General features: G+C 67.1%; 21 protein-coding genes and 10 pseudogenes. 12 read left to right on the top strand and 19 right to left on the bottom strand.

Features of this window, described 5'->3' with window-relative positions; genetic code table 11:
* Positions 1-311: 311 nt before the first annotated feature.
* Positions 312-1,697 (bottom strand): annotated as a pseudogene (locus OG395_RS56935) (transposase); the annotation flags it as partial.
* Positions 1,698-2,303: 606 nt separating this feature from the next.
* Here OG395_RS56935 and OG395_RS56930 point away from each other — a divergent pair.
* From OG395_RS56930 to OG395_RS59035, 6 genes and pseudogenes are all read left to right on the top strand, one after another.
* Positions 2,304-2,588 carry a hypothetical protein gene (locus tag OG395_RS56930; protein ID WP_327250021.1) on the top strand — a complete coding sequence of 95 codons (285 nt, stop codon included), beginning with the start codon at positions 2,304-2,306 and terminating at the stop codon, positions 2,586-2,588.
* Positions 2,589-2,676: 88 nt separating this feature from the next.
* Positions 2,677-3,345, top strand: a pseudogene (locus tag OG395_RS56925) (GGDEF domain-containing protein); the annotation flags it as partial.
* 434 nt (positions 3,346-3,779) lie between these two features.
* Positions 3,780-5,021: an ISL3 family transposase gene (locus OG395_RS56920; RefSeq protein WP_327250166.1), complete on the top strand. Its 1,242-nt coding sequence runs from the start codon at positions 3,780-3,782 to the stop codon at positions 5,019-5,021.
* Between the two features lie 226 nt (positions 5,022-5,247).
* Positions 5,248-5,484: a transposase domain-containing protein gene (locus tag OG395_RS59040; RefSeq protein ID WP_442818844.1), complete on the top strand. Its 237-nt coding sequence runs from the start codon at positions 5,248-5,250 to the stop codon at positions 5,482-5,484.
* Positions 5,485-6,021: 537 nt separating this feature from the next.
* Positions 6,022-7,455: a group II intron reverse transcriptase/maturase gene (gene ltrA / locus OG395_RS56915; RefSeq protein WP_327250020.1), complete on the top strand. Its 1,434-nt coding sequence runs from the start codon at positions 6,022-6,024 to the stop codon at positions 7,453-7,455.
* A gap of 10 nt (positions 7,456-7,465) precedes the next feature.
* Positions 7,466-7,819: a transposase domain-containing protein gene (locus tag OG395_RS59035; protein WP_442818843.1), complete on the top strand. Its 354-nt coding sequence runs from the start codon at positions 7,466-7,468 to the stop codon at positions 7,817-7,819.
* 69 nt (positions 7,820-7,888) lie between these two features.
* On the opposite strand, the pseudogene OG395_RS56910 reads toward OG395_RS59035, so the two are convergent.
* The 5 genes and pseudogenes from OG395_RS56910 to OG395_RS59030 form a co-directional block, all read right to left on the bottom strand.
* Positions 7,889-8,305, bottom strand: a pseudogene (locus tag OG395_RS56910) (transposase); the annotation flags it as partial.
* Between the two features lie 7 nt (positions 8,306-8,312).
* Positions 8,313-8,519, bottom strand: a pseudogene (locus OG395_RS56905) (ISAzo13 family transposase); the annotation flags it as partial.
* A gap of 25 nt (positions 8,520-8,544) precedes the next feature.
* Positions 8,545-9,195 carry a hypothetical protein gene (locus tag OG395_RS56900; RefSeq protein WP_327250018.1) on the bottom strand — a complete coding sequence of 217 codons (651 nt, stop codon included), beginning with the start codon at positions 9,193-9,195 and terminating at the stop codon, positions 8,545-8,547.
* Positions 9,196-9,482: 287 nt separating this feature from the next.
* The gene (locus tag OG395_RS56895; RefSeq protein ID WP_327250017.1) at positions 9,483-9,668 is read right to left on the bottom strand and encodes a hypothetical protein; all 186 of its coding nucleotides are present in this window, start codon (positions 9,666-9,668) and stop codon (positions 9,483-9,485) included.
* A gap of 183 nt (positions 9,669-9,851) precedes the next feature.
* Positions 9,852-10,079, bottom strand: a pseudogene (locus OG395_RS59030) (WhiB family transcriptional regulator); the annotation flags it as partial.
* A gap of 255 nt (positions 10,080-10,334) precedes the next feature.
* Between OG395_RS59030 and OG395_RS56890 the strand changes: the two are divergent.
* Positions 10,335-10,547 (top strand): annotated as a pseudogene (locus OG395_RS56890) (IS256 family transposase); the annotation flags it as partial.
* Positions 10,548-10,765: 218 nt separating this feature from the next.
* On the opposite strand, the gene ltrA (OG395_RS56885) reads toward OG395_RS56890, so the two are convergent.
* Positions 10,766-12,025, bottom strand: coding sequence for a group II intron reverse transcriptase/maturase (gene ltrA / locus OG395_RS56885; protein WP_327249075.1), 1,260 nt, complete (start codon positions 12,023-12,025; stop codon positions 10,766-10,768).
* A 606-nt stretch (positions 12,026-12,631) separates the two neighbouring features.
* On the bottom strand, positions 12,632-12,820 hold the full coding sequence (locus OG395_RS56880; protein WP_327250016.1) for a transposase: 189 nt from the start codon (positions 12,818-12,820) through the stop codon (positions 12,632-12,634).
* A gap of 539 nt (positions 12,821-13,359) precedes the next feature.
* On the opposite strand from OG395_RS56880, the gene OG395_RS56875 reads away from it, so the two are divergent.
* Positions 13,360-13,785, top strand: a complete 426-nt coding sequence (locus OG395_RS56875; RefSeq protein ID WP_327250165.1) for a cold-shock protein — start codon at positions 13,360-13,362, stop codon at positions 13,783-13,785.
* A 60-nt stretch (positions 13,786-13,845) separates the two neighbouring features.
* Positions 13,846-14,007: pseudogene (locus OG395_RS56870) on the top strand (ABC transporter permease); the annotation flags it as partial.
* On the opposite strand, the pseudogene OG395_RS56865 reads toward OG395_RS56870, so the two are convergent.
* A pseudogene (locus OG395_RS56865) lies at positions 14,006-14,464 on the bottom strand (ATP/GTP-binding protein); the annotation flags it as partial. The pseudogenes OG395_RS56870 and OG395_RS56865 overlap by 2 nt on opposite strands.
* On the opposite strand from OG395_RS56865, the pseudogene OG395_RS56860 reads away from it, so the two are divergent.
* Positions 14,423-14,650, top strand: a pseudogene (locus OG395_RS56860) (IS1380 family transposase); the annotation flags it as partial. The pseudogenes OG395_RS56865 and OG395_RS56860 sit on opposite strands and share 42 nt — an antisense overlap.
* A gap of 121 nt (positions 14,651-14,771) precedes the next feature.
* Here OG395_RS56860 and OG395_RS56855 read toward each other — a convergent pair.
* The 5 genes from OG395_RS56855 to OG395_RS56840 form a co-directional block, all read right to left on the bottom strand.
* On the bottom strand, positions 14,772-15,551 hold the full coding sequence (locus OG395_RS56855; protein ID WP_327250015.1) for a sigma-70 family RNA polymerase sigma factor: 780 nt from the start codon (positions 15,549-15,551) through the stop codon (positions 14,772-14,774).
* Positions 15,552-16,027: 476 nt separating this feature from the next.
* Positions 16,028-16,525 carry a sigma-70 family RNA polymerase sigma factor gene (locus OG395_RS56850; protein WP_327250014.1) on the bottom strand — a complete coding sequence of 166 codons (498 nt, stop codon included), beginning with the start codon at positions 16,523-16,525 and terminating at the stop codon, positions 16,028-16,030.
* A 526-nt stretch (positions 16,526-17,051) separates the two neighbouring features.
* The gene (locus OG395_RS59025; RefSeq protein WP_442818827.1) at positions 17,052-17,381 is read right to left on the bottom strand and encodes a hypothetical protein; all 330 of its coding nucleotides are present in this window, start codon (positions 17,379-17,381) and stop codon (positions 17,052-17,054) included.
* Positions 17,378-17,557, bottom strand: coding sequence for a hypothetical protein (locus OG395_RS59020; RefSeq protein WP_442818826.1), 180 nt, complete (start codon positions 17,555-17,557; stop codon positions 17,378-17,380). The genes OG395_RS59025 and OG395_RS59020 overlap by 4 nt, the downstream gene beginning before the upstream one ends.
* A 679-nt stretch (positions 17,558-18,236) precedes the next feature.
* Entirely contained in the window at positions 18,237-18,998 is a 762-nt protein-coding gene (locus OG395_RS56840) for a DeoR/GlpR family DNA-binding transcription regulator (protein ID WP_327250013.1), read from the bottom strand.
* A 1,045-nt stretch (positions 18,999-20,043) separates the two neighbouring features.
* Between OG395_RS56840 and OG395_RS56835 the strand changes: the two are divergent.
* A pseudogene (locus OG395_RS56835) lies at positions 20,044-20,124 on the top strand (ABC transporter substrate-binding protein); the annotation flags it as partial.
* Positions 20,125-20,198: 74 nt separating this feature from the next.
* Positions 20,199-21,170: an asparaginase gene (locus tag OG395_RS56830; protein WP_327250164.1), complete on the top strand. Its 972-nt coding sequence runs from the start codon at positions 20,199-20,201 to the stop codon at positions 21,168-21,170.
* Between the two features lie 9 nt (positions 21,171-21,179).
* On the opposite strand, the gene OG395_RS56825 is transcribed toward OG395_RS56830, so the two are convergent.
* From OG395_RS56825 to OG395_RS56810, 5 genes are all read right to left on the bottom strand, one after another.
* Positions 21,180-21,542, bottom strand: a complete 363-nt coding sequence (locus tag OG395_RS56825) for an AMP-binding protein (RefSeq protein WP_327250012.1) — start codon at positions 21,540-21,542, stop codon at positions 21,180-21,182.
* Positions 21,543-22,142: 600 nt separating this feature from the next.
* Complete coding sequence (locus tag OG395_RS59015) at positions 22,143-22,355, bottom strand: polysaccharide deacetylase family protein (RefSeq protein WP_442818825.1); 213 nt, start codon at positions 22,353-22,355, stop codon at positions 22,143-22,145.
* Between the two features lie 67 nt (positions 22,356-22,422).
* Positions 22,423-23,361, bottom strand: coding sequence for a PfkB family carbohydrate kinase (locus OG395_RS56820; protein WP_327250011.1), 939 nt, complete (start codon positions 23,359-23,361; stop codon positions 22,423-22,425).
* Positions 23,358-24,350, bottom strand: coding sequence for a zinc-dependent alcohol dehydrogenase family protein (locus OG395_RS56815; RefSeq protein ID WP_327250010.1), 993 nt, complete (start codon positions 24,348-24,350; stop codon positions 23,358-23,360). The genes OG395_RS56820 and OG395_RS56815 overlap by 4 nt, the downstream gene beginning before the upstream one ends.
* Positions 24,347-25,234, bottom strand: coding sequence for a carbohydrate ABC transporter permease (locus OG395_RS56810; RefSeq protein ID WP_327250163.1), 888 nt, complete (start codon positions 25,232-25,234; stop codon positions 24,347-24,349). Before OG395_RS56810 ends, OG395_RS56815 begins: the two co-directional genes overlap by 4 nt.
* Between the last annotated feature and the right edge of the window lie 17 nt (positions 25,235-25,251).

Raw genomic sequence — 25,251 nt, 5'->3', positions numbered from 1 at the left:
GCGCAGGAGTGCCTACAAGGCTGCGGCGCGTCGGCGGGTCAGGGCGACGACGGCCTGGACGGGCTTGCAGCCTTCGCCACGCTGTCCGGTTCGGACTTTCGCGGATGATGCTGGTCTGCGCGGACAGTAGAACACCGTGCGGGCCGGCCCAGGTTGCCGGTCGGGCGCCCGGAGTCCCGGGGCTCGGGTAGTGGTCTGGCGGCGGAGGCGAGATGGCCGTCGTCGGCGGACGCCGTCATGTCCCCTGCGGCGGCGACGACGAATTCCGCTCCGAGGATTGGACCCACGGGTTCACGCGGCGAGTTCGAGCGGGCCAGGTGTGAGGTTCTGGTCTCGCCGATCGGGGTGCCGGTGAGCCAGGCGTCGAGTCGGATGATGTTGATCGCGGTGGCGGCGAGGATGTGGCCGAGGTGGGTCTTGGGCTGTCCGGTGTAGCGGGACCGGCGGATGCGGGTGCGCCGCACCGCCTGTCGGACCAGCTGGCGCTGACCTTGCCCTGGGGACAGGTGACCTTCTTTGCCTGCCAGTCGATCGTGAAGGCTCTCCGCGTGAAGTGCTCGCCCTGGTGGTTGTCGTGGCAGTGTCGAGCCCGACCGGCCCCAACAGTTCGATGGTGTGGTCGTCGCGGGCGGTGGCGATGTGGGCGGCGGAATCTAAGCCGGCATCCACAGCGTGTTCGACGGACAGTAACTCCCGTGCGGCCAGGCCCTGGTGGATGGTCCCGGTCATCTCGGGCGTCAGTGGTGGCCACGTGGGTGATCAAGTGCGGGGCGTCGGGTTCGGAGGTCTCGCTCAGATGGGTCTTGTAATCGCACCAGCCCGAGCCGCGCTTGGTCGCGTAGCGGGCGTCGGGGTCGTAGGGCGAGGCGAGCCGGCGTCTGCCCGGCGGGAGGTCCTTGCCCTCCCGCCAGCGCACCTCCTCGCCGTCGCGGTGGTACTGCTCGACCCGGGCCCGGCGCAGGACCTGGTCGGCGGGGACTTCCCGTAACCACGCAGGAGCCTCGGGTGCGTAGACGGCCTCCAGGATGGTGAAGCCATCCCGGCCGACCTGCTCGGCCCACTCCCGGCGGACGTTGTCGCCCTTGGGGAAGCGATAGGAGTCGATCCGGGTGCCGTAGTGTTTGGCCCAGTCGGCGTCGACCAGCGGGGACAGCCATGCCGGGGCGGCTGCGGCCAGTGCCTCCAACGCCGCGCGCAAGGTCTCACCGACGAACTCCATCCGGTTCAGCGTCCTCACGGCTGCCAGGACGTGGGTGGAGTCGGTGCGCTGCCGACCGCCTGCACGCAGCAGCCCGAGTTCGGAGCACCTGGCCAGAACCAGGTCCAGGACATGCTCTTCCAGCCCGTGCCCGATCAGCCGGGCACGGAACTCACTCAGGACGGAGAAGTCGAACCCCGGATGGGCCAGCTCCAAGCCGAGGAGGAACTTCCAGTCGATGCGTGCCCGCACCTGGTCAGCAGCCTGCCGGTCGGTAAGCCCCTCGGCGTATTGCAGCACCGACACCAGGGCCAAACGCCCCGGGCGAGACCCCAGGCCGACCCCGCCTGCAGAATGCCTCAGCGAAGGACCCGTCCTCGACCAGCGGGCGGAGCGCCTCACGAGTACAGACCGCCAGCGTCCCCTTCGGGAACGAAGCCCGAACCACCAGCGCGGCCAGCTCCGGCACCGCGCGATCGGCCCGCGACTCCAGCGACACCCCAGCCCCACCCTCGATCGACGAACGACACGATCATGACAGCCCGGACAGTCCCTGATCACCGGTTTGCGGATTTCCCAACGGAGTCCTGAAGGGAGTGGATTCCTCACCCTCCAGGGATGATCGGGGTTTCCTGGACCGTAGCCTTGCCCCCTCGCCCTACGCGGACTGAACCCGCACCCACCTTCTTTCGTTCAAGTTAACGACGATGTCAAGCCACCCTCCGTTCATGTACACCCTTCCATCCACCTCCCCAAGCCTCTCGTCGAACGCATAGAAATAATCGGCCGGGACTGCGCCCAGCCGACCGCGCCGCCTGACCTTTCGCTCTGTCTGGCCCTCGGCCGCCTCTGCTGCCAAGGACCGGACAGGCCGACCGGGCACCGCGCACGCTGACCACCCAGCACTACCGCGCCGGGTGCCTGATGCCCGCTACGTCGCGGAGGCCATGGGTCACACCCACATTGCCCGCCAGCGCCCGTTGCCGACGCCAGTCCCCTGTTGCGCATGACGGACGTTCTGTGCCGACCCGGCCTCGCACACCTGGGGGCCGGGGCGGTCGTGATGGCCCCTCACCACCATTAACACCGAAAGAAGGTGGACGTCATGACTCAACTCTCCTACTACGAGGTCGACGTCCCGATGCACCACTGCACCAACCAGTCCCGGCACGGCCTGCACGCCTTCACCGGACCGGCGACTGGGGCCAGAGATGCTCTGACCGCCGCGCGCGCCGCCTACGACCGAGCCGCGCAGCACGTGGCCGCCAGCTCAACGGTGCCGGATGCTCCGGGCGACGGATGGGCCGTGCGCGGCCTGCGTCCCGACTGGGTCCTTGACTGGCAAAAGGCCACCGCGAACGAGTGGGGCAACCCCAACAGCCTGATCTGAATTCCCCCGAGCGGTCGTCAGAGGCCGGAGCACCAGTCGGCCGTCCCCGGGGCCACCCATCCCGTACGCGACGAGAGGAGATCCCAGCATGGACTCCGCCCTGCACCTGCAGGCCCGAACCAGACACCGTGCTCTGCTCATTGCCACACTCGCGGTCCCCTTGACCGGCTGGACCGTGCACGCCGTTGCGCTGCACCGCCGTCTGGCCGCTGCTCGCCGTGATCCCTTGACGGGATTGCTCGGACGCGACGGCTACACCGCCAAGGCCCGGCAAATCCTCACCCGCTACAGCGACAGCTCCCTAGTGGTCATCTGCGACCTGGACCACTTCAAGGAGATCAACGACAGTCGCGGCCACGCCACCGGGGACGCCGTACTGGCCGCCACCGCGCAGCGGCTCACCGCCTGGGCGGGCAGCCGCGCTGCCGTGGGCAGGCTCGGAGGAGACGAGTTCGCCGTGACGCTGCGGATCGGTCCCGGTTGTCGAGAGCTCCGCCTGGCGCAGCTCGTTCGGATGCTCGGCAAGCCAGTCATTCTCGACAACGGCCAGGCCGTCGACGTCGCCGCGTCGGTCGGCGCCGCCTCCCCCGACGTGCTCGGCACCACCGACCTGTCGCAGCTCCAGCGGGCGGCCGACGCCTCTCTGTACGAGGGCAAGCATTCCGGCCGCGCGGTCCTCGCCACGGTCCAGCACATCACCGTGCCGTCCATCAACGGGCGTCGAGCCGGCCGCCACGGCACCGCCGGCCGGGGAGCGAGCAACAAGTTCGGGGAGCATCAGAAGGCGGTCGACGTCTACCGTCGAAACTTAACCGACTACGGCCGGGCTGTGGGCTCTGTCCATCCCTACACGCTGTCCAGCCGTAACATCCTCGCGGCGGAAACACCGCTTGTCGGCTCATCCTCGTGGCGCCGTCAGACCCAACATCGATCGGGCTGCTGGGGCGGGAACAAGGACTCAGAAATCCTCATTCTCGCTGGTCAGAGCAATGCCGGTGATTTAGTGCATCGCTGCAGGTAGAGAGCGCGTCGATAGCCGATTTTGGGGCTCTCCTGCCGTATGAGTGGGTGCTCTGACCTGCCCTGATACGTGAAACACGCCGTCTCCTGTGATCCTTGAGGTGTTGAGGCTCAAGTTGGATCAAGCAGGAAAACGGCGTGTCTGTCTTCAGGATATGGAAGCGGACGCTGATGACCCAAAACATGGTGGTCGAGGGCGTCCGGATCGATGAGAACGAACAGTGTGTGATCGTGTCAGTACGGCCTGATGCCCGCCGTCGTGGCAGGTGCGGACAGTGCCGCCGTCCGGCCGCCGGGTACGACGCCGGCCGGGGCAGGCGCCGGTGGCGGTGCCTGGACCACGGGGCGGTGCGGGTGTTCCTGGAGGCCGACATGCCGCGAGTGTGGTGCCGGTCGCACGGCGTCGTCACGGCCGCCGTGCCCTGGGCCCGCCACGACGCCGGGCACACCCTGGCTTTCGACCGGCAGACCGCGTGGATGGCCGCGGAGTGCTCCAAGTCCGCGACCGCGCAGTTGATGCGGACCTCGTGGCGCACGGTCGGCGGCATCGTGGCGCGCGTGGTCGCCGACCGCGACCGGACCGTCGACCGGCTCGCGGGGCTGACCCGGCTCGGGATCGATGAGATCAGCTGCCGCAAGGGGCAGAAGTACATGACCGTGGTCGTGGACCACGACACCGGCCGGGTCGTCTGGATGGCCGACGGGCACGGCAGGACCGTCCTGCACCGCTTCTTCGACGGCCTCGGCGACCAACGGGCCGCCGCACTCACCCACATCAGCGCCGACGGCGCCGGCTGGATCGCCGACGTCCTCGCCGAGCGTGCTGAGAGGGCGGTACGGGTGATGGACCCCTTCCACGTGGTCGCCTGGGCCACCGATGCCCTGGACACCGAACGCAGAGCCTCGTGGAACCGGGCCCGCCACCAGGCCCAGGACACCGGCGGCCGCGAGACGGCCCGCGCGTTGAAGGACTCCCGGTTCGCGCTGTGGAAGAACGCCGACGACCTCACCGACCGCCAGGCCGCCAAGCTCACCTGGATCGCCGCGACCGACCCCCGCCTCCACCGCGCCTACCTCCTCAAGGAAGCTCTGCGGACCGTATTCACCCTGGCCAAGACCCGTCCCACCGTGGCGCTACAGGCCCTGGACCGGTGGATCGGCTGGGCCCGCCGCTGCCGCATCCCCGCCTTCGTCGACCTCCAACGCCGCGTCCGCCGTCACCGCGAGGCGATCCGCGCGGCTCTGCTGACGGGCATGAGCAACGGCCTGATCGAGTCGACGAACACCAAGACCCGACTGATCATCCGCCGCGGCTTCGGCTTCCACAGCGCGGACGCGATCATCGCCCTCGTCATGCTCACCCTCGCCGGGGAACGTCCCACCCTCCCCGGCCGCCAACCCGCCACAGAGTGACCCACTCATACGGCAGGAGAGCCCGATTTGGGTGGGTAAGTGGTTGGGTAGTTCGCCACGAACTGATGATGTGCCAGATGATCTCGGGACATAGCAACGGAGCGGTAAGCCAGGAGATCGACCAAGATCCGACTGTCCGCATGGGAGCTCCGTTGGGTGCTCGGTCTGCCATCCTCCTTGCCGCGTCCGCCACGACAGCAGCAGGTCCAGCCCCTTCGCGAGACGCCTGCAATCCAGTAGGCAAGCGGTTCGGGAACCGAATCCGCCTCGGTGTGCTGTCCGAGGAGAAATCACCCCCGAAGTAGTCGATGAAGTACGGGAGTTGACCAGCCGCGTCGAATGCCGCCGCAGACTGCTGCCGGACCGGGCGGTGGTCTACTTCGTCCTCGCAGTGCGCAACGAGGTTCTACGTGTTCGAGCAGGGGTGGAAGGCCCCTGCCGTTGGGTCGTCGCAGCGGCCTGATCGAAGCTGAGGACAGCCTGATCCGGGGATCGCCGGGGAGGGCGGGAAGCAGTCCTGACAAAGCCGGGACGGATCGGTACTGCCAGACGGTCCGGGGTCGGCGAGCGAGGCCAAGAGGTGCAGCGGAAGCGAATCAGTGGTTGAAGTCCCGTAATCGAAGTGCCGGCTCGAATCTGGTGGATCGGGGCCGGTCAGCAGCGCGTGACGGACGTCGTGAGGTGTCAGTCAACTCCGAAGCCGAGGAGCGAGGTCGGTGGGGAGGCCATGCCGAAGGTCTGCGGCGTAGGTATGGCGAGGCTGCCGGGGCAGAGCTGGGCGCCTACTTGGCCGATCGAGGCGTAGGGAACGTTGGAACCATCCGCGGCCGTCCGCGGCCCAGGCAGCCGGTCTGGGGGGCGGGCAGGTCCGTTGCCGACTGAGGGCCGTGGGATGGGGCGGAGTCCTCGTAGTAGTCCGCGCGCACGAGAGGTGCGTACATGGCGAAGGAGGACAGCAAGTTGGTGGCTGAAGGACTGGAAGGCTGGGAGGTTGTCGCCGGTGAACACCGACGAGCTGGAGCACGCCCTGTTCAGGGCGGAGCTGCGGGTACTGGAGATCCAGACCAAGCTGCACCGCTGGGCTCGCGGTGATCCTCATCGCAGGTTCGATGATCTTTTCAATCTTGTCGCCGATCCCGCGTTCCTTCTGGTGGCGTGGGACCGGGTGCGGGGTAACAAGGGTGCCAAGACCGCCGGGGTGGACGGCCGCACAGCGGCGTCGGTCACTGTGGGGACGGGCGTGGAGAGCTTTCTCGACGGGCTGCGGGCCTCGCTGAAGGACCGCAGTTTCCAACCCCAGCCGGTACGGGAGCGGATGATCCCCAAGGCGAACGGCAAGCTGCGTCGCCTGGGGATCGCTACCATCCGCGACCGGGTGGTCCAGGCAGCCTTGAAGCTGGTGCTGGAGCCGGTGTTCGAAGCGGACTTCCTCCCGTGCTCCTACGGGTTCCGTCCGATGCGCCGGGTCCACGACGCGGTGGCCGAGGTGCGCTACCTCTCCTCCCGCTCCTACGAGTGGATCGTTGAGGGAGACATCCAAGCCTGTTTCGACGAAATTTCGCATCCGGACCTGATGGACAGGGTGCGGGCGCGAGTCGGAGACAAACGTGTCCTGGCACTGGTGAAGGCGTTCCTCAAGGCGGGCATCCTCGGTGAGGACCGCGTGTTGCGGGAGAACAACGCCGGTACCCCACAGGGTTCGATCTTGTCCCCGTTGCTCAGCAACGTGGCCCTGTCGGTCCTGGACGGGTATATCGCCCAAGGACCGGGAGGTCCCGCTTCCAGTCAAGTGGAGCGCGGCAGACGTCGCCGTCACGGGCTGCCGAACTACCGGCTGGTCCGTTTCGCCGACGACTGGTGCCTGATGATCTCCGGCACCAGAGCCGATGCCGTGACCCTGCGGGAGGAGATCACCGACGTCCTGTCCACCAGGATGGGACTGCGGCTCTCACAGGAGAAGACCCTGATCACCCACATCGACGACGGGCTGAATTTCCTCGGGTGGCACATCCAGCGCCACCGAAAACGAGGCACCGACCGGTATTACGTCTACACCTACCCGGCCCGCAAGGCCCTCAAGGCCCTGATGGCCAAGGTCAAGACCTGGTGCCGCGAGATGGACACGAGCCAGCCGCTCGACACCCTGCTCATCCGGCTCAACCAGATGCTGCGGGGCTGGTGCGCCTTCTTCCAACCCGGCGTGTCCAGTGCCACCTTCGGATACCTGGCGCATTACGCGCGTGAACAGGTCATCCGGTGGTTGCGCCGCAAACACCGCCGGATCACCTGGAAGGACCTCCATCGTCGCTTCTGCGACCCATGGGGATGGCCGACCGGGCAGGAGAGGGCACTGTTCAACCCCGAGAAGGTAGGCACGACCCGCTACCGGTACCGGGGCGCAGCGATCCCGACTCCCTGGGCGACCACAGGATGACGACCAATCAGTGAGCCCCCAGCGGGACTTGTGGAGAGCCCGTTGCGGTGAGAGCCGCACGGCGGGTTCGGGAAGCGGCCTGGGGAAACGGGCCGGTCTCACGACCGGAACCGCGCCCCAGGCCGACTTTCACCTGTGCCTGTTCAGCAGCTCGGACAGCGCCGGACCGCCGGGATGTCGGGCGGTTCTGCGCACCTTGACCGAGAAACTCCGTCACCTGCCGGGTGGGGCTGTCCAGTGCCTTCCCACCAGCTCGGCGCTGACCAGGGCCCGCCAACGCCTGGGCGCCAAGCCATTGCAGGCGCTCTTCGAGCGCCAACTGGGTCACGTCCGGTGGCGTGGTGTATCGACGGCGACTCGGTGATCCACTGTGAATGCTAGGCGGTGAGGGCTGTCGGCTCGGTTGTCTCGGTGGGTTTCCTTTGATCAGGTGAAGGCGGCAGCGGCCGAGGATCTCGGGTCCCATGTAGCGGCGCTGTTCGGCCCATTCGTCGCTCTGCTCGGCCAGAACGGCGTCGATCAGGCGGACGATTGCGCCTCGGTCGGCGACGATGCCGACGACGTCGGTCCGGCGCCTGATCTCCTTGTTCAAGTGCTCTTGGGGGTTGTTGGACCAGATCTGCTTCCACACTTCGCGGGGAAAGGCGGCGAGGGCCAGGAGGTCTTCGCGGGCGGCTTCGAGGTGCTCGGCGGCCTTGGGGTACTTCTCGTCCAGCCCGGCGATGGCGGCCATCTGCGTGCGGACGGCGGCTGCGTCGGGCTGATCGAACACGGTCCGCAGCAGGGTCGCCACCCATGGCTGGGCGGACTTGGGGACCTGAGAGAGCAGGTTGCGGGCGTAGTGAAGCCGTAAAGAGTCACGATGTCGGTGTGTCGTCAGGGTGTGCTGCGGCAAGGAGGTCGGCTGCGGTGCGGTAGCGGGTGGTGGCCGGGGCTGGGACGTATCCGTCTGCTTCGAGCAGGGGGCGGATCTCGCGGACGACGTTGCCGATGGAGGATCGGCTAACGTCGCCCAGGGCGTCAGTAAGGACGTCCAGGGTGCACAGTCTTCGCAGGTAGATGAGGCCCCCGAGCAGGGGGTGGCCGATTTCAAAGATCGCCATCAATGGCGTCGGGGGCACCATCGGCTATGCCCTGCCGGTAGGTGAGGGAGCCGTCGCGGCAAGCGATCTCGACTCCGGGATGCGTGCGGAGCCATCGGCTGAGCTGTTCGGCGTCCCTGCCCTCCCAGAGCGTCAGCGGAAGACGGGTCGTTGCGTCGACCAGGAGGGTGCCGTAGGCGTCGCCATTGAGCGCGAAGTCGTCCACCCTCAGCACTCTGGGCGTGACCAGCGGCGGCGGCAGCGGCATCCGCATCAGCTGAGTGAGCACGGTTGGCCGGGAGAGTCTGACGTTCATGACGCGCAGCATCCGGGCCCCGCCCCGGCCTGCCAGTACCACGCCGACCGCCTCCACCAGGAGCTGCAGCGGTGGCGTTCGCCGTTGGTAGCGCACGGTCAGCCCCGGCACCTGCTCGGCGAAGGTCACCTTCGCGCAGGCCGCGTTCTCGCAGTACAGACGGCGCACACTCAGGTCGATCCGGACTGGCCGGCCGCCGATCGCTGCACCGGCGAGGTGCCGGACATAGCGGCTATGAATCCAGTCGCTCAGGACGCCGCTGCATCCCGCTGGAACACGGGAGCGCGTACTCGCCTCGATCACCACGACAGGACCGGAAGTGTCGACCGAGAACACCAGCATCCCGGCCAAGTGCGTTAAAAATTTGGACAGTTCAACAGCACGCACCCAAAGGCTGCCCACCCCGCAAACCGGACGACCGCCGAACCGGGATGATCTCCGGCTACGAAAATCTTGCCTGCGACGTTCACGTGTACGCCGACATTGCCACGAAGGGAGAGGCCCAGGCAGCGCGTGGCCCCCGTTTAACCGGGTGAGCGAGTGAGAGGCGCTCACCCGTTCCCCCGGACTCAGGCCGATGCCCAGGGGGCTGCACAGCAGCGGGCGGCCCGACCGCCCGGTCTGGTGACTCAGGCCGCCGGCCTGCGCGGAACCTGAAGGAGCCCTGCCTCGCGCGCGACGCCCGTGAGGCCAGCCATGTCGGTTCCCAGTTTCCGCTGCAATCCGACGACGGCACGCATCACGGCCATCCGGCTGCGCGCCAACTCTGCCTGAAGATCGTCGGCGTCGATGCCCTTGCACAAAGCGAGCAACACCGATCGCTCCGTCGGGGTGAGACGTGGCGGCCACAGCGGGGCTGGGGCAGTGGCCGGAGCGGAATCCGGCCGCTGCCGCTTCGCGTGCGGGTCCGTCCGCGCAGATTTGTTCGCGGTCACGGCCGCTCGGTTCCCCACTTGACTGCCTTGGACCTTCGACGGATGCTCTGCGGCGGCCCGCTGCGCGTCCGTCTCGGCTCCCCATATACCGAACTCGCCTTGATCCCTGGCCCATTGGCGACAGGCAGACATCGCCTCGCATCTGCGGCACAAGGCGATCGCCTCGTCGCTCCGTTGCCGACCACGAGGACCCAGGTCGCTGCAACCGTCGTCGGGCGGATGAAAGAGGTAAGGCTGTTCGGCACAGGGAACCCGTGAGTTCAGCCCGGCCAGGAACGAAGGGATAAGCATCCGGTTTCCGCTGGACATGGGTCAGCCTTCTGGAAGCGGGGCGATCGGCCTGACGAGTGCGGGGGCATGATTACCTGCTCTGTCGGCACGCACGCCATGAAGTATCGCTCTCTGCGCGTAACCCATCCGTGCACCCCTCAAGGTCGTGACTACCACCCGGCTTTGTCGAGACAAACGAGAAAGCAACGTTGCCGGTTCAGTCGTGTCCGCACCGCACCGGGATGGGAGTGTCTAATCAACGGCGGATCTGTTGCGATGACGATCGAGTATGAGTCCGTGGCTGAGCCGGTCGGTGCGGCCACGTCGGGCGAGCAGTTGATCGCGATGCTGGTCGACCGGGCGCGGAGCGAGGGCCTGCAGCTGACCGGCGAGGGCGGGCTGTTGCAGCAGCTGACCAAGCGGGTTCTGGAGTCCGCCCTGGAGGGCGAGATCACCGATCACCTCGGCTATGAGAAGCACGAGGCGGCGGACGTGCACGTCGCCGCTGTCGTCACCATCCCGGCGGAAACGCCGAGATGGCTGAGATCACTTGATGATCAAAGCAACGGGAGTGGCGGTCTGGCTACGCTTGGTGCACTCCTACTTCATCTCCTTCGCGAAGTCGGGTGGCCCGGGGGGATTTCGCCCCCGGGCTCCCACAGATCCGTACGTGACCGTCTCCGGTCATACGGCTCTTGTCGTCCTGGTCACCAGACCCGGGCGGGCTCGGTCACCCAAACCCAGTGCGCGAGAAGCCGGGGATGTCGATCAACCCCGGACCACCACGCACGGAAGGTCGCCGACCAGCTTCGCCGCAGCCTCCGGTACTTCCCGCGCAGCCACCGGACCACGTAGGCGTTGATCCGTTTCAGGAGGGGATATAGGGCCGACCTGTTGTAGGCCCCGTAGTACTGCATCCATCCCCGCACGACCGGATTGATCCAGTCCGCGAGGTCTCGGGCCTCGCCCTGCACCCACCGGTGCAGGCGCCAGGAACGCACCACCTCGCCCATCCGCTTCAGGGCCTTGTCCGAGACCGCCGGAGAGAAACTCCGGAACAGTCCTTTCCGCCCGTCCACGGTGCGCTCGCGGAAGTCGTAGCCCAGGAACGTGAACCTCGTGTGCTCGAAAGAACTCTTGCGGTTCGCGTCCCGGCAGTAGACGATCTGCGTCTTGTCGGGGTGTAGTTGAAGGCCGACCGAGTCCATGCGCGCATCCAGCGCGGCCAGCACCGCTCTCGCCTCGGCGAGACTGCGGCAGTGGATGACCGCGTCGTCGGCATACCGTTCGAAGCGGACGTCCGGGAAGGCCCAGTGCAACCACATGTCGAACGCGTAATGCATGAACAGGTTCGCCAGGACGGGAGATACCGCTGATCCCTGCGGGGTGCCCTTGGCGCGCTCGATCAGCACACCGTCCGCATGTTGCAGCGGGGCAGCAAGCCACCGCTTGACATAAAGCAGGACCCAGGGGAGCTCACAGACCGAGCCCACCGCCTTGAGCATCAAGTCCCACGGCACCGAGTCGAAGAACGCCTTGATGTCGAGATCGACCACCCAGTCGTACTTCCAGCACCGCTCCCGGCACGTGCCCACCGCGTCGATCGCTCCGCGCCCCGGGCGGTAGCCGTAGGAGTCCGGATGGAAGATCGGCTCGACCCTCTTCTCCAGCACCATCGCCACCACCGTCTGCGCGACACGGTCGCCCACGGTCGGCACTCCGAGGACCCTGATGCCGCCCTGCGGCTTCGGGATCTCCACCATGCGCACCGGCGGCGGGAAGTAGCAGCCCGAGGACATCCGGTTCCAGATCTTGTACAGGTTTCCCCGCAGATCCTCCTCGAACTCCTCGATAGCCACCGCGTCCACGCCCGGCGCGCCCTTGTTCGCCCTGACCTTCTCCCAAGCCTCCATCACCAGCAGCTTCGGTATACCGAACGGCTTGACCGGTGCTTTCAACTCATCCACGCCAATTCCTCCCGGAGCACTTCCGGTTGATCGAATGAACAAGTCACGAACGACCCGGCCCCTTCGCTCCGCCCCCATTACAGGGACTTCACCACTACTACGAGCCGGTCCGCCGGCGCACGCCCGGCATGGACGTACGCCTTCTCCTGTTCCGCACAGACCCCGCAGATCGGGCTCGCGCCACCTTCACGCCGGACACCACCTGGCCAGGAAGCGGACACCCGCCAGACTCATCCCGGGGAGCCTTCAAGCCCCGGTTTCGATGTCGTCCAAGCATTTCGACGCATCAGCAGTGGTTCGCTCTCGCTCGCCTTCCCGATCCCCACCTGACGCCCTTTCAAGGACGCCTTTTCCTCCGACGCTCACCACGACGGTCTTCAGCCAACGCGGCAGGAGGCGATTTGGAGCCTCCCTCCGCGGGGGCGACTCCGAGGGGCCAAAACCCTCATCATCTGTGCAGCATCATCCAGTTGCTACCGACCTACACCGGCAGCCCCTTTCCGTTCAGGACGCACGAAGGCGAGACCCTTTTCAAGATCTCGATGGTCTACTGCTGTTCCCGGTCCTGCTTGCGCAGTCGCTGGAGTTCTTCCCGCTCGGCTGTGGTCAGCGCGCCGACGGGCCCTCACCCCGATCGATCGTCGCCTGCTTCAGCCAGCCTCGCAGGCCCTCGGTACTGACATCCAACTCCCGGGCCACATCGGCCACCGTCCGCCCGGAGGAACGGGCCAGCTCGACCGCGTCCTTCTTGTACTCGTCCGCATACCGCTTGCTCGTATTGCTCTTCTTACTCACTACCTGGACTGCTTCCTCCGGGACCCATACATCCCAGTATCAACCTGTCCGGATCAGGATGGGAACTTCAGGTTCCCAGGAGTGTTTTCAGGCGGCTGCGAGTGTGCTGATCCCTGGGGCCTGAGTGTGCGTAGTTACGTGCATAGGGGCAGGGCGTGTTGCCGCCCGCCCGGCAGGGTCGGCTCTGGGACAGGACAGGGAATGGTGGATTTCGACAAGCGGCCGGTGAACGGGGTACTGGTGGTGCCTGCGCGTGTGGTGCGTCCGCATGGGGGCTGGTGTGATCACGGGCCGTGTGCGACGGCGGATTTTCTCGCGGTGGGGCGGCTGGATGATCCGCACTGCTGTGCTGGGCATCACCCCGAAGTGGTTGCTGCGTGGGCCTTGCAGGCGGGAGATCTATGGGTGCGACGCGCGTGTGCGGAGGGCCCGCGCCGGGCCGGTCGTTCACTCGGGGCCGGCGAGTGAACTTTCCGGCGCCTTCGGGCGGGCTATGTGTGACAACGGGCAAGGGGCCCGGCCTTTTTCTGGGGGTTGGTGTGGTTACCGGTCGTGTGGTGCGGTTCGACGAAGCACGGGGATACGGTTTTATTTCACCCGATCATGGAGGTGAGGATGTTTTCGTTCATGCGAACGATCTACTGATCCCTGAGTCCTGCGTGCGCGGAGGTACGGCGGTGGCGTTCGAGGTCGAGGACGGTGACCGCGGGCTGAAGGCATCGTCTGTCCGGCTCGCCGAGGGTTCCGTCGGGAAGCTGCTGATTCCTCCGAGACCCGCGGCCGGCGTCGTTTCCGGATCGGCGGACGATGACACCCTGTGCGATGTGCTCGGTACGGCCGAGTACACGAAGGAGGTGACCGACGTCCTGCTGGAGTCGGCACCGTCACTGACCGGATCTCAGATCCTCCAGATCCGCAGCGGGTTGCTGCAGTTCGGTAAGCTTCACGGCTGGACCGAGGACTGACCGGGGACGGAGCGGGGCTGACCTGCCCGGGTACCGGCAGACCTGCGGTGTCCGGGCGTCGTGGCCATCGGCTTCCGGTCCACGGATGGCGGCGTCCTGGAGTGGCTGGCGGCGTTCGGGCTCGTGCTCTTCGCCTTGGATCTCACCTGGATCGCGGTCGGCATGGGCCTGATCAGCCCGAACGCCGAGGCCGCCAGCAACAACGCGATGCCGATAATCCTTGCTGGTGGAGGTAGGGCGCGCGGCGGGGGCGGGTGCCTGGTCGGTGGTGCTCGAGGGAGATGGCGTTTTCGAGGAGTGATCAGGTCGCGGAAGGGTTCGCGTTTCCCGAGGCGGGCGGGGAATGCGTCGCAGTCGATCAGGCTGGCGCATCCGGCGAGTTGTGCGCCGCGGACACCGCTGAACAGCGCGATGGTGGTCACGACGATGCCGGCGTAGACGAACATCGCCGCGATGCGTTCGGTGAGGTCTTTCAACCGGTCGGCAGTTTCGGCGCCGGTGGTGGTGCGGGGATTGAGGCGGTGGATCTCGTTGATGAGGACCAGGCGGACGCCAGCCTGGTTGTAGGTGTGGCGGACCGCTTCGGTGATCCGGGCCTGTGTCATGTGGGTGGTGGTGGGGGGACGCCGAGGTAGCGGGCGAACCCACGCTGATTCGCACCGACTCTGGCGGCGGCACCCACGAGCTAACAGCCTGGCTCGCCCAGTGGGGCAGGTGGCCTTCGTACTCGGTCGGCATGACCATCACCGAGCAGATTCACCAGGCCGTCCTCAAGGCTTCGCCCGCCGCGTGTACAGCAGCGTTCGAGCCGGACGACGAGATCCGCGACAGCGGTTGGGGCGCCGAACTTACCGGTGATGTCCTCAAGTCGCGGCGTTCGCTGGGGCCGTTTGCCTCCACATCCTGGGTCGACTGGAATATCCGTGGCGCTCTGGTGCGTGTGGCCGCCGCCCCGGTGGGCAGTGGGACCGTACGCGCCGCTGACCTCATCGGTTGAGGTCGGCATGTGCTTCTGCGCGGGCCAGGATCTGTCCCATGGACCGCAGGGCGTAGAACAGACGTGACTTGACGGTGCCCTGTGGTATGCCGAGTGCGGTGGCGACTTCTTCCAGTGAGTGGTCCATCAGGTAGACCCGTCGGACGATGTCGCTCTGTTGCGGTGTGAGCTTGGGCAGGACCTGTTGGACGGTCAGGGCGCTCACGATGCGTCCGGAGATATCCGTGCTGATGGGCACGTGACTGGGCCAGGAGGGGTTGTAGGCGATCTCCTGCGGTCGGCACTGGCGGCGCCGGTGGAGGTCGGTGAGCAGGTGCTTGGCGACGGTGATCAGCCATGGCCGCGCGCCCTCGGGCTCGGCGGACAGTTTCTCGGCGTGGGACCAGGCCCGTAGCATCGTCTCCTGCACGATGTCCTCCGCCATCTGCCGGTCGCCGTCGACGCGCGACAGCAGCAGGGACGTGAGGTAGCGGACGTTCTCTGTGTACAGCTGCTCGATGAGGGCTGTCCGCTGCTGCGGGGTGAGCGGCGGATCCTGTTCTTCGGTCTCGTCCGGTGTCCCTGGGTTTGCCGCGGAGGGGTGGGTACTTCGGGTCGTGGCCGCAGTCGCAGGGTGCGGCGGGGAGACCGGATCGTCGCAGCCGCGCTGAGGGCGTAGCAGCGTCCGGCGCCCGGGAGCCGATGAGGAGGGTGCGTGCCGAGGACGGTCGATGGTGCACGTGGTCGTCAGAAGGGGCGCGGCAGGCGCTGACGCGGTGGGTGCTGACATGGGATTCTCGCTTTCCTGGGTGGCGGGCGCCGGAATCCCGCTGCAGCTGCACGGGCGGGGAGGCGATGCAATACGGGCAGGGAGGCGCTGCGACCGGATCTGGTCCGTTGACGCTGAACGGCTCATGGCACATCGCTGATGTCGCTGCAATTTGCGGCGAGGTGACGCTGAAAGTGGTCCGAGGGGAGCCCGCCAGGTCATCAAAATGCCGGCCGCCGAAAACTTCTGTTGTTGCGCGGCTGGATGGTCAGCCATGGTGTGGTCCGCAGGCGGGGGCGCTGGCTGTTCGGGGGCGGTAGTGAGCCTGTTTGCAGCGAGGAGGGCGCTGAGCACAAAAGAGGGTTAGGGGTGACGGATTGTGCGCTCCACGGCGTGGTGTCTCGGGTGTGCCGCGTCTCACCACATGCTCCGTGCATGTGCCACTATCCTTAGGGGGCTCACTTCCGGAGGCCGACTTCCTCGAGTGCTGGGGCGGCTCACTTCCCGAAGCCGACTCCCTCGAGTGCCTGCTTCAGTGCCTTGACGGCGTAGTGAGAGCGGGATTTGACGGTTCCGAGCGGCACACCTAGTTCTTTCGCGGTCTCGAGCCCGGTCAGCGACCTGAAATACAGGCAGTAAATGACGGCCTGTTGCTCCGCCGTCAGTGATGCGAGAGCATCCCGGACCAACTCGGCGACCAGCAGCCGGTCATAGCCGCGTTCAGGCTCAGCAATCAGCGTGAGCACAGCGTCGTTGCACTCCGGGGGCCGCACTCGGCGCGCTCGGGCCGCGTCAATCGCAATACGCCGGGCGACGGTGAACAGCCAAGGCCGGAACGATTCGAACTCCCGGCTGGCGTCGATCGCGGTCGGGTGCTTCCACGCCCGGACCAGGGTCTCCTGTGTGATCTCCTCCGCACGCCAACGGTCTCCACGCGTCAGCGACAGGCAGAATCGGTGCAGCGCGGATCCGTGCAGCTCAACGATGATTTCCATCTGGGCCGTGGTTGCCGTCCGTTGAGTCGCAGCTGTCTCTGCGCGGTGTGTCGTGGGGGTTGCCGTGGGCGGGTGAGTCGTGACATGGAGGGGGGCGTCGTGGCGGCTGGCCTTGCGGCGGGTGAGGAGCGCGGTTGTCATAGTGATCCCCTTTTTGACGGGGCGGTCCGCCGCCCTGTCTGCTGGCAAGGAACACTCTGCTCAGACACTTCCTCGGAAACATCGGCCACCTGACGTACGACCGCCCTCGGAGCGAAGCTAGGAACGTACGTCAGATCGGTGGAACCGTTCCCAACCAGCGTGCGTAAGTGAGTCTTGGGTCCGCTGTTGCGTACTGGGTGCATCCCGAATGGATGCACTGGGTTCCACCTTTCGCATCCCGCTCGGCGACGGCCTTCCAGGGGGCCGGTCCGTTGCGGGCGATCGGGTTCCCTCACACCCGCGGGCGCCTGGTCCGGCCCGGGCGCTCCGATGCCCCGCGCGATCGCTCTGGTCGTGTGGGGCGGTGCCGTCCTTCCCCAAGCTCTCAACTCCGTTTGAGCAGGGGATACCCCATCCCGGATCGGGTGTCCGAGGGTGTGTCGTCCGATCGCGATACCCGCGGCATCGTGACGGGACATCTTTCGCCGTGGGGTGGCCAGCGGTTTCTGCCAGGTTGGGCACCCGACATGCTGGTGTAGACGGGGTCGACCTCGACAATGCTCAGGCCGTGTTCGGCGGCCATGGAGACCTGCCGGGCCTTGAGCTTGCCGGGCGGGCATACCGGAGTGAGGTGCCGGAATCGCTTCTGGCGGCCGCGATTCTCGCGGGTCTTATCGGTGGTGAAATTGAGGCTTTCAATCCCGATCGCAGTCACACCAACATCCCCGCCCAGTTGATCAGCTGGGTGAGGGTGTGGCGGATCTGCACGTCGCGGTGACCAGCCGTATCGGGCAGGTCGTAGGGGAAGCGGTGCGGGTCACCGATGGGGTTGCCGTGCCGGTCGAGCCGGTAGGCGGTGAAGTGGTCGGCGTTGGTATCGACGCCGGTCATGCTCCGGGCGTGGGCGGTCTCCAGGGGATGGTCCGGATGACGGGGCGTTGCCAGGACGCGGTGAGGTACCAGCGGCCACGCTCCTACGCCCCGGTGGAGGGCTTCTGTACCGCGTGCTGCGCCCTGTCGTGTCCCTGTCCTCGCACTGGCTCGCGCCGAAGCCTTCTGGGGCCGTGCACCGGGTTTCACGCCGAGTTCATCCAGTCGTCGTTGCTGTTCGGTGTTGAGTAGTGCCCAGCCGCAACTTCTTCGCGGACCAGCGTGCGCGGGGCCGCACTCGGTCGACACGTGTTCCTGGGTGACGGTGGGGGAGTGGCTTAGCTGGTGGCAGCCGTCGCCCCGGCCGCCCCGGTGGGCGAGGGCCGAGCATACGGCGTTCCGCACGTCCTCTTGTATGCCGGAAAGTAGGCCAGCTGGGCATCGCCGACGAGCGGTCAGGGCGCCGTGCCCGTACGGTCGGTGCGGGTGCTTCCTGACAGGACGTAGCGTTCGGGTTGGCCCTGCGGTACTTCGCACCGGCGCGGGGCCAACCATTCTTTCGCGGATCACGGCATGGTCGTCTGCGGGAGTTGGTACCCGAAACTACCGGTCGACGCTGTCCGCACCATCCCTGCGAAGATCAGGGATGGTGACCGTGCCCCTGGCCGTCCTGGCGCGGACAGAGGGCGTACGGAGTTGCTCAGATGCGGATGACCTGCGGGCCGAGGAGGGAGTATCGCTGGGCCTCGGTCGAAGGGAGTCCGACGTCGGTGACGATGGCCTCGAAGTCACGGACGTCGGCGAAACGACAGAAGCTCACCGCGCCGAACTTCGTATGTACACCGGCGAACACCCGGCGGCGTGCGCTGCGCATGGCCTGCGCCTTGACATCGCCGACTGCTGGGTCGGGCGTGGTCAGCCCGTACTCGCGGGAGATACCGTTCGCACCGACATACGCCAGATCGATGACGAAGTCCGCGAGCATGCGGGGGGCCCAGTGGTCGACCGTGGCCAGGGTACCGCCACGGACACGCCCCCCGAGCAGAAGCACGACGATCTTCTCCGCATCCGCGAGGGTGGTCGCCACCACCAGGGACGCGGTGACCACGGTCAGGGGCCGGTCCCGCGGGAGAGCTTCGGCGATGAGCTGTGGGGTGAACCCCTCGTCGACGAAGACCGTCTCCGCGTCACCGAGAAGATCTGCGGCCGCTGCAGCAATCCGCGACTTCTGAGGCACATAGCGGGTGGTCCGCGTCGCGAGCGTGGTCTCGAAGCCGGCGCTCTCCACGGGGTACGCCCCGCCGTGCGTCCGCCGGACCAGACCGTGTTCCTCGATCGCGCGCAGGTCCCGCCTGATGGTCTCCTTGGCCACCTTGAACAGGTCAGCCAGATGGTTGACGTCGACGGTCCCGTTCCGTCGGGCCATCTCGAGGATTCCCCGTCGGCGTTCATCGGTATCCACGGCACACTCCCCTGCTTGAGGTGCGATCTTGTTACGGGCCCGTGTCCGTCCGGACCCGTGCGTAGTTTGTACAAGCAAGAGCAGCCGTTCGACCAGATTCTTCACGGCATGCGCTGTTACTGTTCGTGCCGGTTTCGCGGATGCCATCGGTGCTGGTCGTCCAGCCGCTGTCGGCTTCCGGGCTGACGAGTAGTTCTTGTACTCGGCGATGGTGATCGACATTAACTCGCGGCGTCTGCTGGGTTGGCCCATCGTCGGCCACATGCGCACGAGCTGGTCACCGACGCCTTGGCCGCAGCCGTCCGGACCCGGCGGCCGTGTCGACAGTGTCATTTCCCACAGCGATCACGGCGCGAGTAAACCTCGAAGGCGTTCGTCGATGCCTGCCAGAAAACGAAGATCCGCAGTGATCCGGGAGGTCGGGTGTGGTGTCAGCAGTCGGGGCCTCCGCGTCACCAGCGAGATGGTTCGAGGCCTGCCCGTCTCCTCTGGCAACACCCATAGGGGCCAGGTCGTGGGGGATTCGGCCCGCCTGGGATTGGGCCGCATACGGGATATGTGTCGCCGACCGGGACGCGAAAGCGGGGGACCAGTGCGCACAAGACCGTTCGGGGCGTGCCCGTAAGCCAGGACTCACTCCCGCTCACTGCCCAGGAACGGTACACAAGCGGCGGACGCTTGAGCTCCCGGGGAGTCCGCCACGGCAAGCCGGATGTGGGTCAGCCCGACGGCCGAATGTGTCGAGCCGCCGGGCTAATGGGTGCCGGTGTCCGGGGAATGACTGTTCCGGCATCTACTCAACGGCGGCGCGGACACGCAGGTTCACTCCAAGAGCGAAGTTCCGCCATCAACCGTCTCTCCGCTCAACTGACTGGCATCTTCCCGAGTTTGGAACGTGTTCGGCCTCAACAACACTGGCTCGCTCGTCGTGCTGACGGGCTACCTGATGCCAACCGCCCTGTGCCGGATCGGTGCCGCACGGCTGGAGATCTGGCTGCGTACCCGCAGGGTCGCCCGTGCCGACCGGTTCACCGAGATGGCCGTTCAGGCCGCTGACGATTGCAGTGCCGAGATCGCCCGCAGGTACCGTGATGGGGAAGCACAAGTAGACGACCTGCTCGCCTGAAGCGATCCTGCCGGGCGGGGCGGGTCACTCGCCCCGCCCGGCAGGCCGCCCCCCATGACCTCCACACCTCTCATATCCCCGGCGACCCCGCGCTGCCCGCCGGCCCCGCTCTTCCCATTCTGGCCGAGGTCGTACGTTCCGGCCTCGTGGAGGGCCACCACCGGGGCTCCGTGGTCGTGCTGGCAGCGGACGGCAGTGTGGAGCGGACCCTCGGAGACCCCGGACGGCCGGTCTTCCCCCGCTCCTCGAACAAGCCGATGCAGGCCGCCGCCGTGCTGCGGGCCGGGCTCGACCTCTCCGGGGAGCGGCTGGCGCTGGCCGCCGCGAGCCACTCGGGCGAGGGGTTCCACCTCGACCTCGTACGCAAGATGCTCGCCGACTACGGACTGACGCCCGAGGATCTGCAGACCCCGCCCGATCTGCCGCTGGCCCCGGCGGAGGCGGAGACGTATCTAGCCGCAGGCCAGGTCCGTGAGCGGATCACCATGAACTGCTCCGGCAAGCACGCCGCCATGCTCGCGGTGTGCGCACTCAACGGCTGGGACCGAGCGACCTATCTGGACCCGGCGCACCCGCTCCAGCAGGTGGTCCACCAGGTGGTCGAAGAGGCGGCGGGCGAACCCGTCGCGGCGGTCGGTACGGACGGCTGCGGGGCGCCGCTGATGGCGATCAGCCTGGTGGGTCTGGCGCGGGCGTTCCGCTCGTTCGTGCGAGCGAAGGAGGGCACCGCGGAGCGCCGGGTGGCGGACGCGATGCGTGCCCACCCCGAGTACGTCGCGGGCACCCGGCGCCCCGACACCTGGCTGATGCGGGAGGTGCCCGGCACGCTCTTCAAGATGGGCGCGGAGGCGGTCCCGGCGGCGGCGCTGCCGAACGTCCGGGCGCTGGCTTTCAAGATCACCGACGGTGGGGGCCGGGCGCTCGGCCCGGTGCTGGCCAGGGCGCTGGAGCTGCTCGGCGTCGATGCACCGGTGCTGGACCGGATCGGCCGGGCGCCGCTGCTGGGCGGCAGCGCGGAGGTGGGCGAGATCCGGGCGGCTTTCTGACCGGACCGGTCAGCAGGCACGGTTGTGCTCGGGCGGCAGCGGCTGCGTGCAGTCGAGCAGATGTCCCGCGAAGTCAGCCAGGTTCCGCGGCGGCGGCCCTGTCACACACACTGTCTCTACGGACGCGTCCGCCAGCATGGTCTGTACACGACCTGCGGGGTAGGTCGGGTCCAGGGGCAGGAGGGCCGCACCAGCCTTGAGGATCCACAGCAGGGCGGCCAGCCAGTCCGGGTGGGGCTGGTCGCACAGGCCCACGACGGTCTCTGGTCCTGCACCCAGTTGGGCGAGATGTTCGGCGATCGTGTCGGAGCGCCGGTCCAGCTCGAGATAGCTGAGCACGTCGTCGTTGAGGACCATCGCTGTGCAGTTCACAACCCTCAGGCCGGGCCAACATGGCCAGCGCCCGACGGGCTTATACGGGGCCGCAAGTATCCTCACTCTCCACGGCATCCCGTGATCAAAACCGGACGAGCCCGGAGAACTCAAGGGCCCTGGGGCCGACCACTCCCTGCCTGACCTGCCTCTGTCCTTCTTAAAGCGTCCTGTGCCCGTCGCACCGCCTGCCGAAGGCATTCGAGACCTTCCTCCAGTTGACGCTCGGCACGCTCGTGAACGGAGTCGGTTGTCAGTTCCGCGCCCTCAGACAGACGCTCCTGCACCAGATCATCACTCATGACCATGAATCGCATTCTGTTGGGATCAGTGCTTTCTACGAATATGTGAGTCAATGGGTTCAGCACGACCAGTTCGCAATCTGACTGGTCAGCGGCTCCTTGCGGTGGAACTGCCTCCACGCGCCTGGAGAGTGGTGAGGATCTTCGACAGTGCGGTACTGCCCGGTTTCTGGTCCCGCCGTTGTCATGCAGGAGGATCACGGAGTCGGGGTGCACGTTTTCGAGTACCCGGCGCAAGATCACTCACGTGCCGGGCGGGACCCAGTCCTGCGGGGCGACCGTCCAGAAGCGGAGCTTCTTACCCACGGTGTCGGGCACGCTGCAGCACCTGACTGATTGACGGACCGTAGAGCGGGCGAAGGCGGCCGGGTGGGTGTCCGGTCTGGGCGCGGATCGCGGAGTCCGTCCGCCCTGCTTCGCCCTTGAAGCGCCTCCAGGGGACGGCCGTGAGCTCGACGTGGGACGACGTGTGGTTCTGCACGCTCCGACCCAGGAACGTCGTCCACGTCATTACGCGATTGCGCGGCGATTTTGTGACCGGTCCGGGAGGCGGTCCACGATTCGCCCGGATCAGTGTCCTAACCGGGTCTCGCGCCGAGGGCGCGGAACGAAGCGTCGGACCCCGTCTGCGCGCACACCAACGCTGCCGCTCGCGCTCCTTCCTCCAGCAGGTCACGAGCCTGGGCGGCTGTGATGTCGACTGACTGTCCGCTTGCCACGACTGTGCGTGCGGCAAGCCCGGCGAGCAGCCCTGCCATGAACGCATCTCCCGCGCCGATCGTGTTGACCACCGTCACCGGCACTGCGGGCACAGAGATCTGGACGCCCGACGGCAGGAAGGCGGTGCTGCCATGCATCCCTCGGGTCAGGACGACAAGGCGGCCTTCGTCTGCCAGCCTCCGGCATCTGGCATCCGGCATACTCTCCGGCCACAGCGTCTGTATGTCCTCGTCGCTGGCCTTCACCACGTGGGCCAGCGCGCACAGGTCCCGTAGCCGGGACAGTCCCGCCCCCGGGTCCACGGTGCGGTCCTGGCGCACATTGGGGTCTACGACCAGCAGCGTGGAATCGGCCGCCGCGCAGGCCGTCTCGGCCACCGCGTCTGCGGCCGGGGGCACGACGGCCGCCAGACCGCCGACGTATACGGCCTGGAAGCGTTCCAGCCCCTCGACCTGGGGTGTCAGCCGGAACGTTGCGGTGTCGTGGAGGTGGAAGTCGTAGCTCATCCCGGTCGGTGTTGGGCTCGCCACGGCCAGTGCCGTGGGGCGGGCGGAGCGTCCGGCGAGGTCCAGGTTGACGCCGGCGGCGGCCAGTCGGTCCTCGTGGGCCAGGGAGAACGCGTCGCCGCCCAGCGCCCCTGCGAACGCGGTATGCACCCCGAGGCGGGCGAGTCCTGTGGCGACGTTGGCGGGTGCGCCCCCGGGGTGCGGGAGCAGACGGCCGTCGCGATCGGGGACGAGGTCGGTGAGTGCCTCCCCCATGACCAGTACTGGGCGCGATGCCCTCGCGTCGCTCATGGCTGTACCACGATCTTGCGGCCCTGGCCCGCCTTGAACCGGTCGATGGCCTGTGGGTACTGCTCCAGCGGCAGCCGGTCGCTGATGAAGACCTCCGGGTCGAGGATGCCTGTCGCGAAGAGCGCGGCCGCACGCTCAAAACTGTGCAGGACGGCCATCGAACCGGTGATCGTGATCTCCTGGTTGTAGATCCGATACGGCTCGATGACCACCCGCGTCGCGTAGTCGGAGACCCCGAACTGCAGGAATGTGCCCCCCTTCGCGACCCGGCCGAGACCGTCCTGGATGGCCGCCGCGTTGCCCGTAGCGTCGATTACGAAGTCCCAGCCCTGCGGCTGGTCCAGTTCGTCCGCGGCGGCCGCGGACCGTGAGACGCCCAGCTTCTGTGCTGTGGCGAGTCGTTCGGGGTTCACGTCCAGGATGTCGACGCTCGCCACGCCCGTGTGCTTGGCCAGCTCCAGCATCATCAGACCCATGGTTCCCGAGCCGTAGATCAGCACCTCGGCGCCCAGCGTGCTGCTGTTCAGGACGTCGTAGCCGCGCACCGCGCAGGACAGTGGCTCGATCAGCGCGGCGTCGCGCGCGTCGACATGGTCGGGCAACTTGACGCAGTTCGCCACCGGTGCGACGGCGAACTCGGCGGCGCCGCCCGCGACCGTGACACCGATTGCGGCCCAGCGCTCGCAGAGGTTGTCGCGGCCCGCCCGGCAGTAGCGGCACTCGTGGCAGTACAGGGAAGGGTCGACCGCGACCCGGTCGCCAACGGCCAGTTCGGTGACCTGGGAGCCGATGCCGACGACTTCGCCCGCGAACTCGTGTCCCGGCACGATCGGCAGCGTGGGTGCGAACTCCCCCTGGAGAATGTGCAGGTCGGTTCCGCACAGTCCACACGCGTGGACATCGACGACGACGTCGCGCGGCCCGGGTGTCGGGTCGGGGACGGTGATGACGGAGACCTTGCCAGGAGCTTCGATCTGTGCAGCTCTCATTTGACGGCTCCAAGGGAGAGGCCCTGGACAAGCTTGTCCTGGGCGGCGAAACCGGCGGCGAGAACCGGCAGGGACACGACAACCGAAGCCGCGCACAGCTGGGCGAGGAAAAGGCCCTGGCTGGTGACGAATCCGGTCAGGAACACGGGCGCCGTCTGGGCGGTGACGCTGGTGAGCACCCGGGCGAAGAGCATCTCGTTCCAGCTGAAGATGAAGCAGATCAGGGCAGTGGCGGCGATGCCGGGGCCGGCCACCGGGGCGACGATGCGAGCCAGGATGGTCGGTAGCCGGGCACCGTCGACCTGGGCCGCCTCGATGATCGAGACGGGTACGTCGGCGAGGAAGGACTGCATCATCCACACCGCGATCGGCAGATTCATCGAGGTGTAGAGGATGATCAGCAGCCAGATGTTGTCCAGCATCCCGGCGTTCTTCGCGAACAGATACACCGGCAGCAGCCCGGCCACGACCGGCAGCATCTTGGTGGACAGGAAGAAGAACATCACGTCCGTCCACTTGCGGACCGGACGCACCGACAGTGCGTACGCCGCCGGGAGCGCCAGGACTAGCACGAGGAGCGTCGAGACCAGGCTCGCCGACGTCGAGTTGATCAGCGACGGCCAGGGGCTTGCGCCGCCCGCGGCGCCGAAGAACTTCCGGTAGCTGTCCAGTGTGAGCGGTGCGGTCAGTGACGGCGGGTTCGTCGCGGCGTCCGGCTCGGAGTGCAGCGAGGTCAGCAGCATCCACATCGCCGGAAGACAGAATGCGATCCCGACCAGCCAGGCCAGCACGCCGAGCGCCGTGCCACGCCGCCTGGCCTTGCGGGCCGCGCGTGGAAAGAAGACGATGCTCCTGGTGTCCGGTACATGGTCGATGCACACCATCGTGGGGTTCGTTTCGT

It is taken from the genome of Streptomyces sp. NBC_01320, assembly GCF_035974375.1.
In the GTDB taxonomy this organism is placed as follows: domain Bacteria; phylum Actinomycetota; class Actinomycetes; order Streptomycetales; family Streptomycetaceae; genus Streptomyces; species Streptomyces yanii.
Note: the sequence above shows the minus strand (reverse complement) of the source record. Positions and strands in the feature narration are given on the sequence as shown.

Coding starts and splice junctions, on each gene's coding strand:
- OG395_RS56930 (WP_327250021.1), top strand. CDS start 2,304: ATGACTCAACTCTCCTACTACGAGGTCGACGTCCCGATGCACCACTGC.
- OG395_RS56920 (WP_327250166.1), top strand. CDS start 3,780: ATGACCCAAAACATGGTGGTCGAGGGCGTCCGGATCGATGAGAACGAA.
- OG395_RS56900 (WP_327250018.1), bottom strand. CDS start 9,195: ATGCTGGTGTTCTCGGTCGACACTTCCGGTCCTGTCGTGGTGATCGAG.
- OG395_RS56855 (WP_327250015.1), bottom strand. CDS start 15,551: ATGTCAGCACCCACCGCGTCAGCGCCTGCCGCGCCCCTTCTGACGACC.
- OG395_RS56850 (WP_327250014.1), bottom strand. CDS start 16,525: ATGGAAATCATCGTTGAGCTGCACGGATCCGCGCTGCACCGATTCTGC.
- OG395_RS59020 (WP_442818826.1), bottom strand. CDS start 17,557: ATGACCGGCGTCGATACCAACGCCGACCACTTCACCGCCTACCGGCTC.
- OG395_RS59015 (WP_442818825.1), bottom strand. CDS start 22,355: ATGACGTGGACGACGTTCCTGGGTCGGAGCGTGCAGAACCACACGTCG.
- OG395_RS56820 (WP_327250011.1), bottom strand. CDS start 23,361: ATGAGCGACGCGAGGGCATCGCGCCCAGTACTGGTCATGGGGGAGGCA.
- OG395_RS56815 (WP_327250010.1), bottom strand. CDS start 24,350: ATGAGAGCTGCACAGATCGAAGCTCCTGGCAAGGTCTCCGTCATCACC.
- OG395_RS56810 (WP_327250163.1), bottom strand. CDS start 25,234: ATGGTGTGCATCGACCATGTACCGGACACCAGGAGCATCGTCTTCTTT.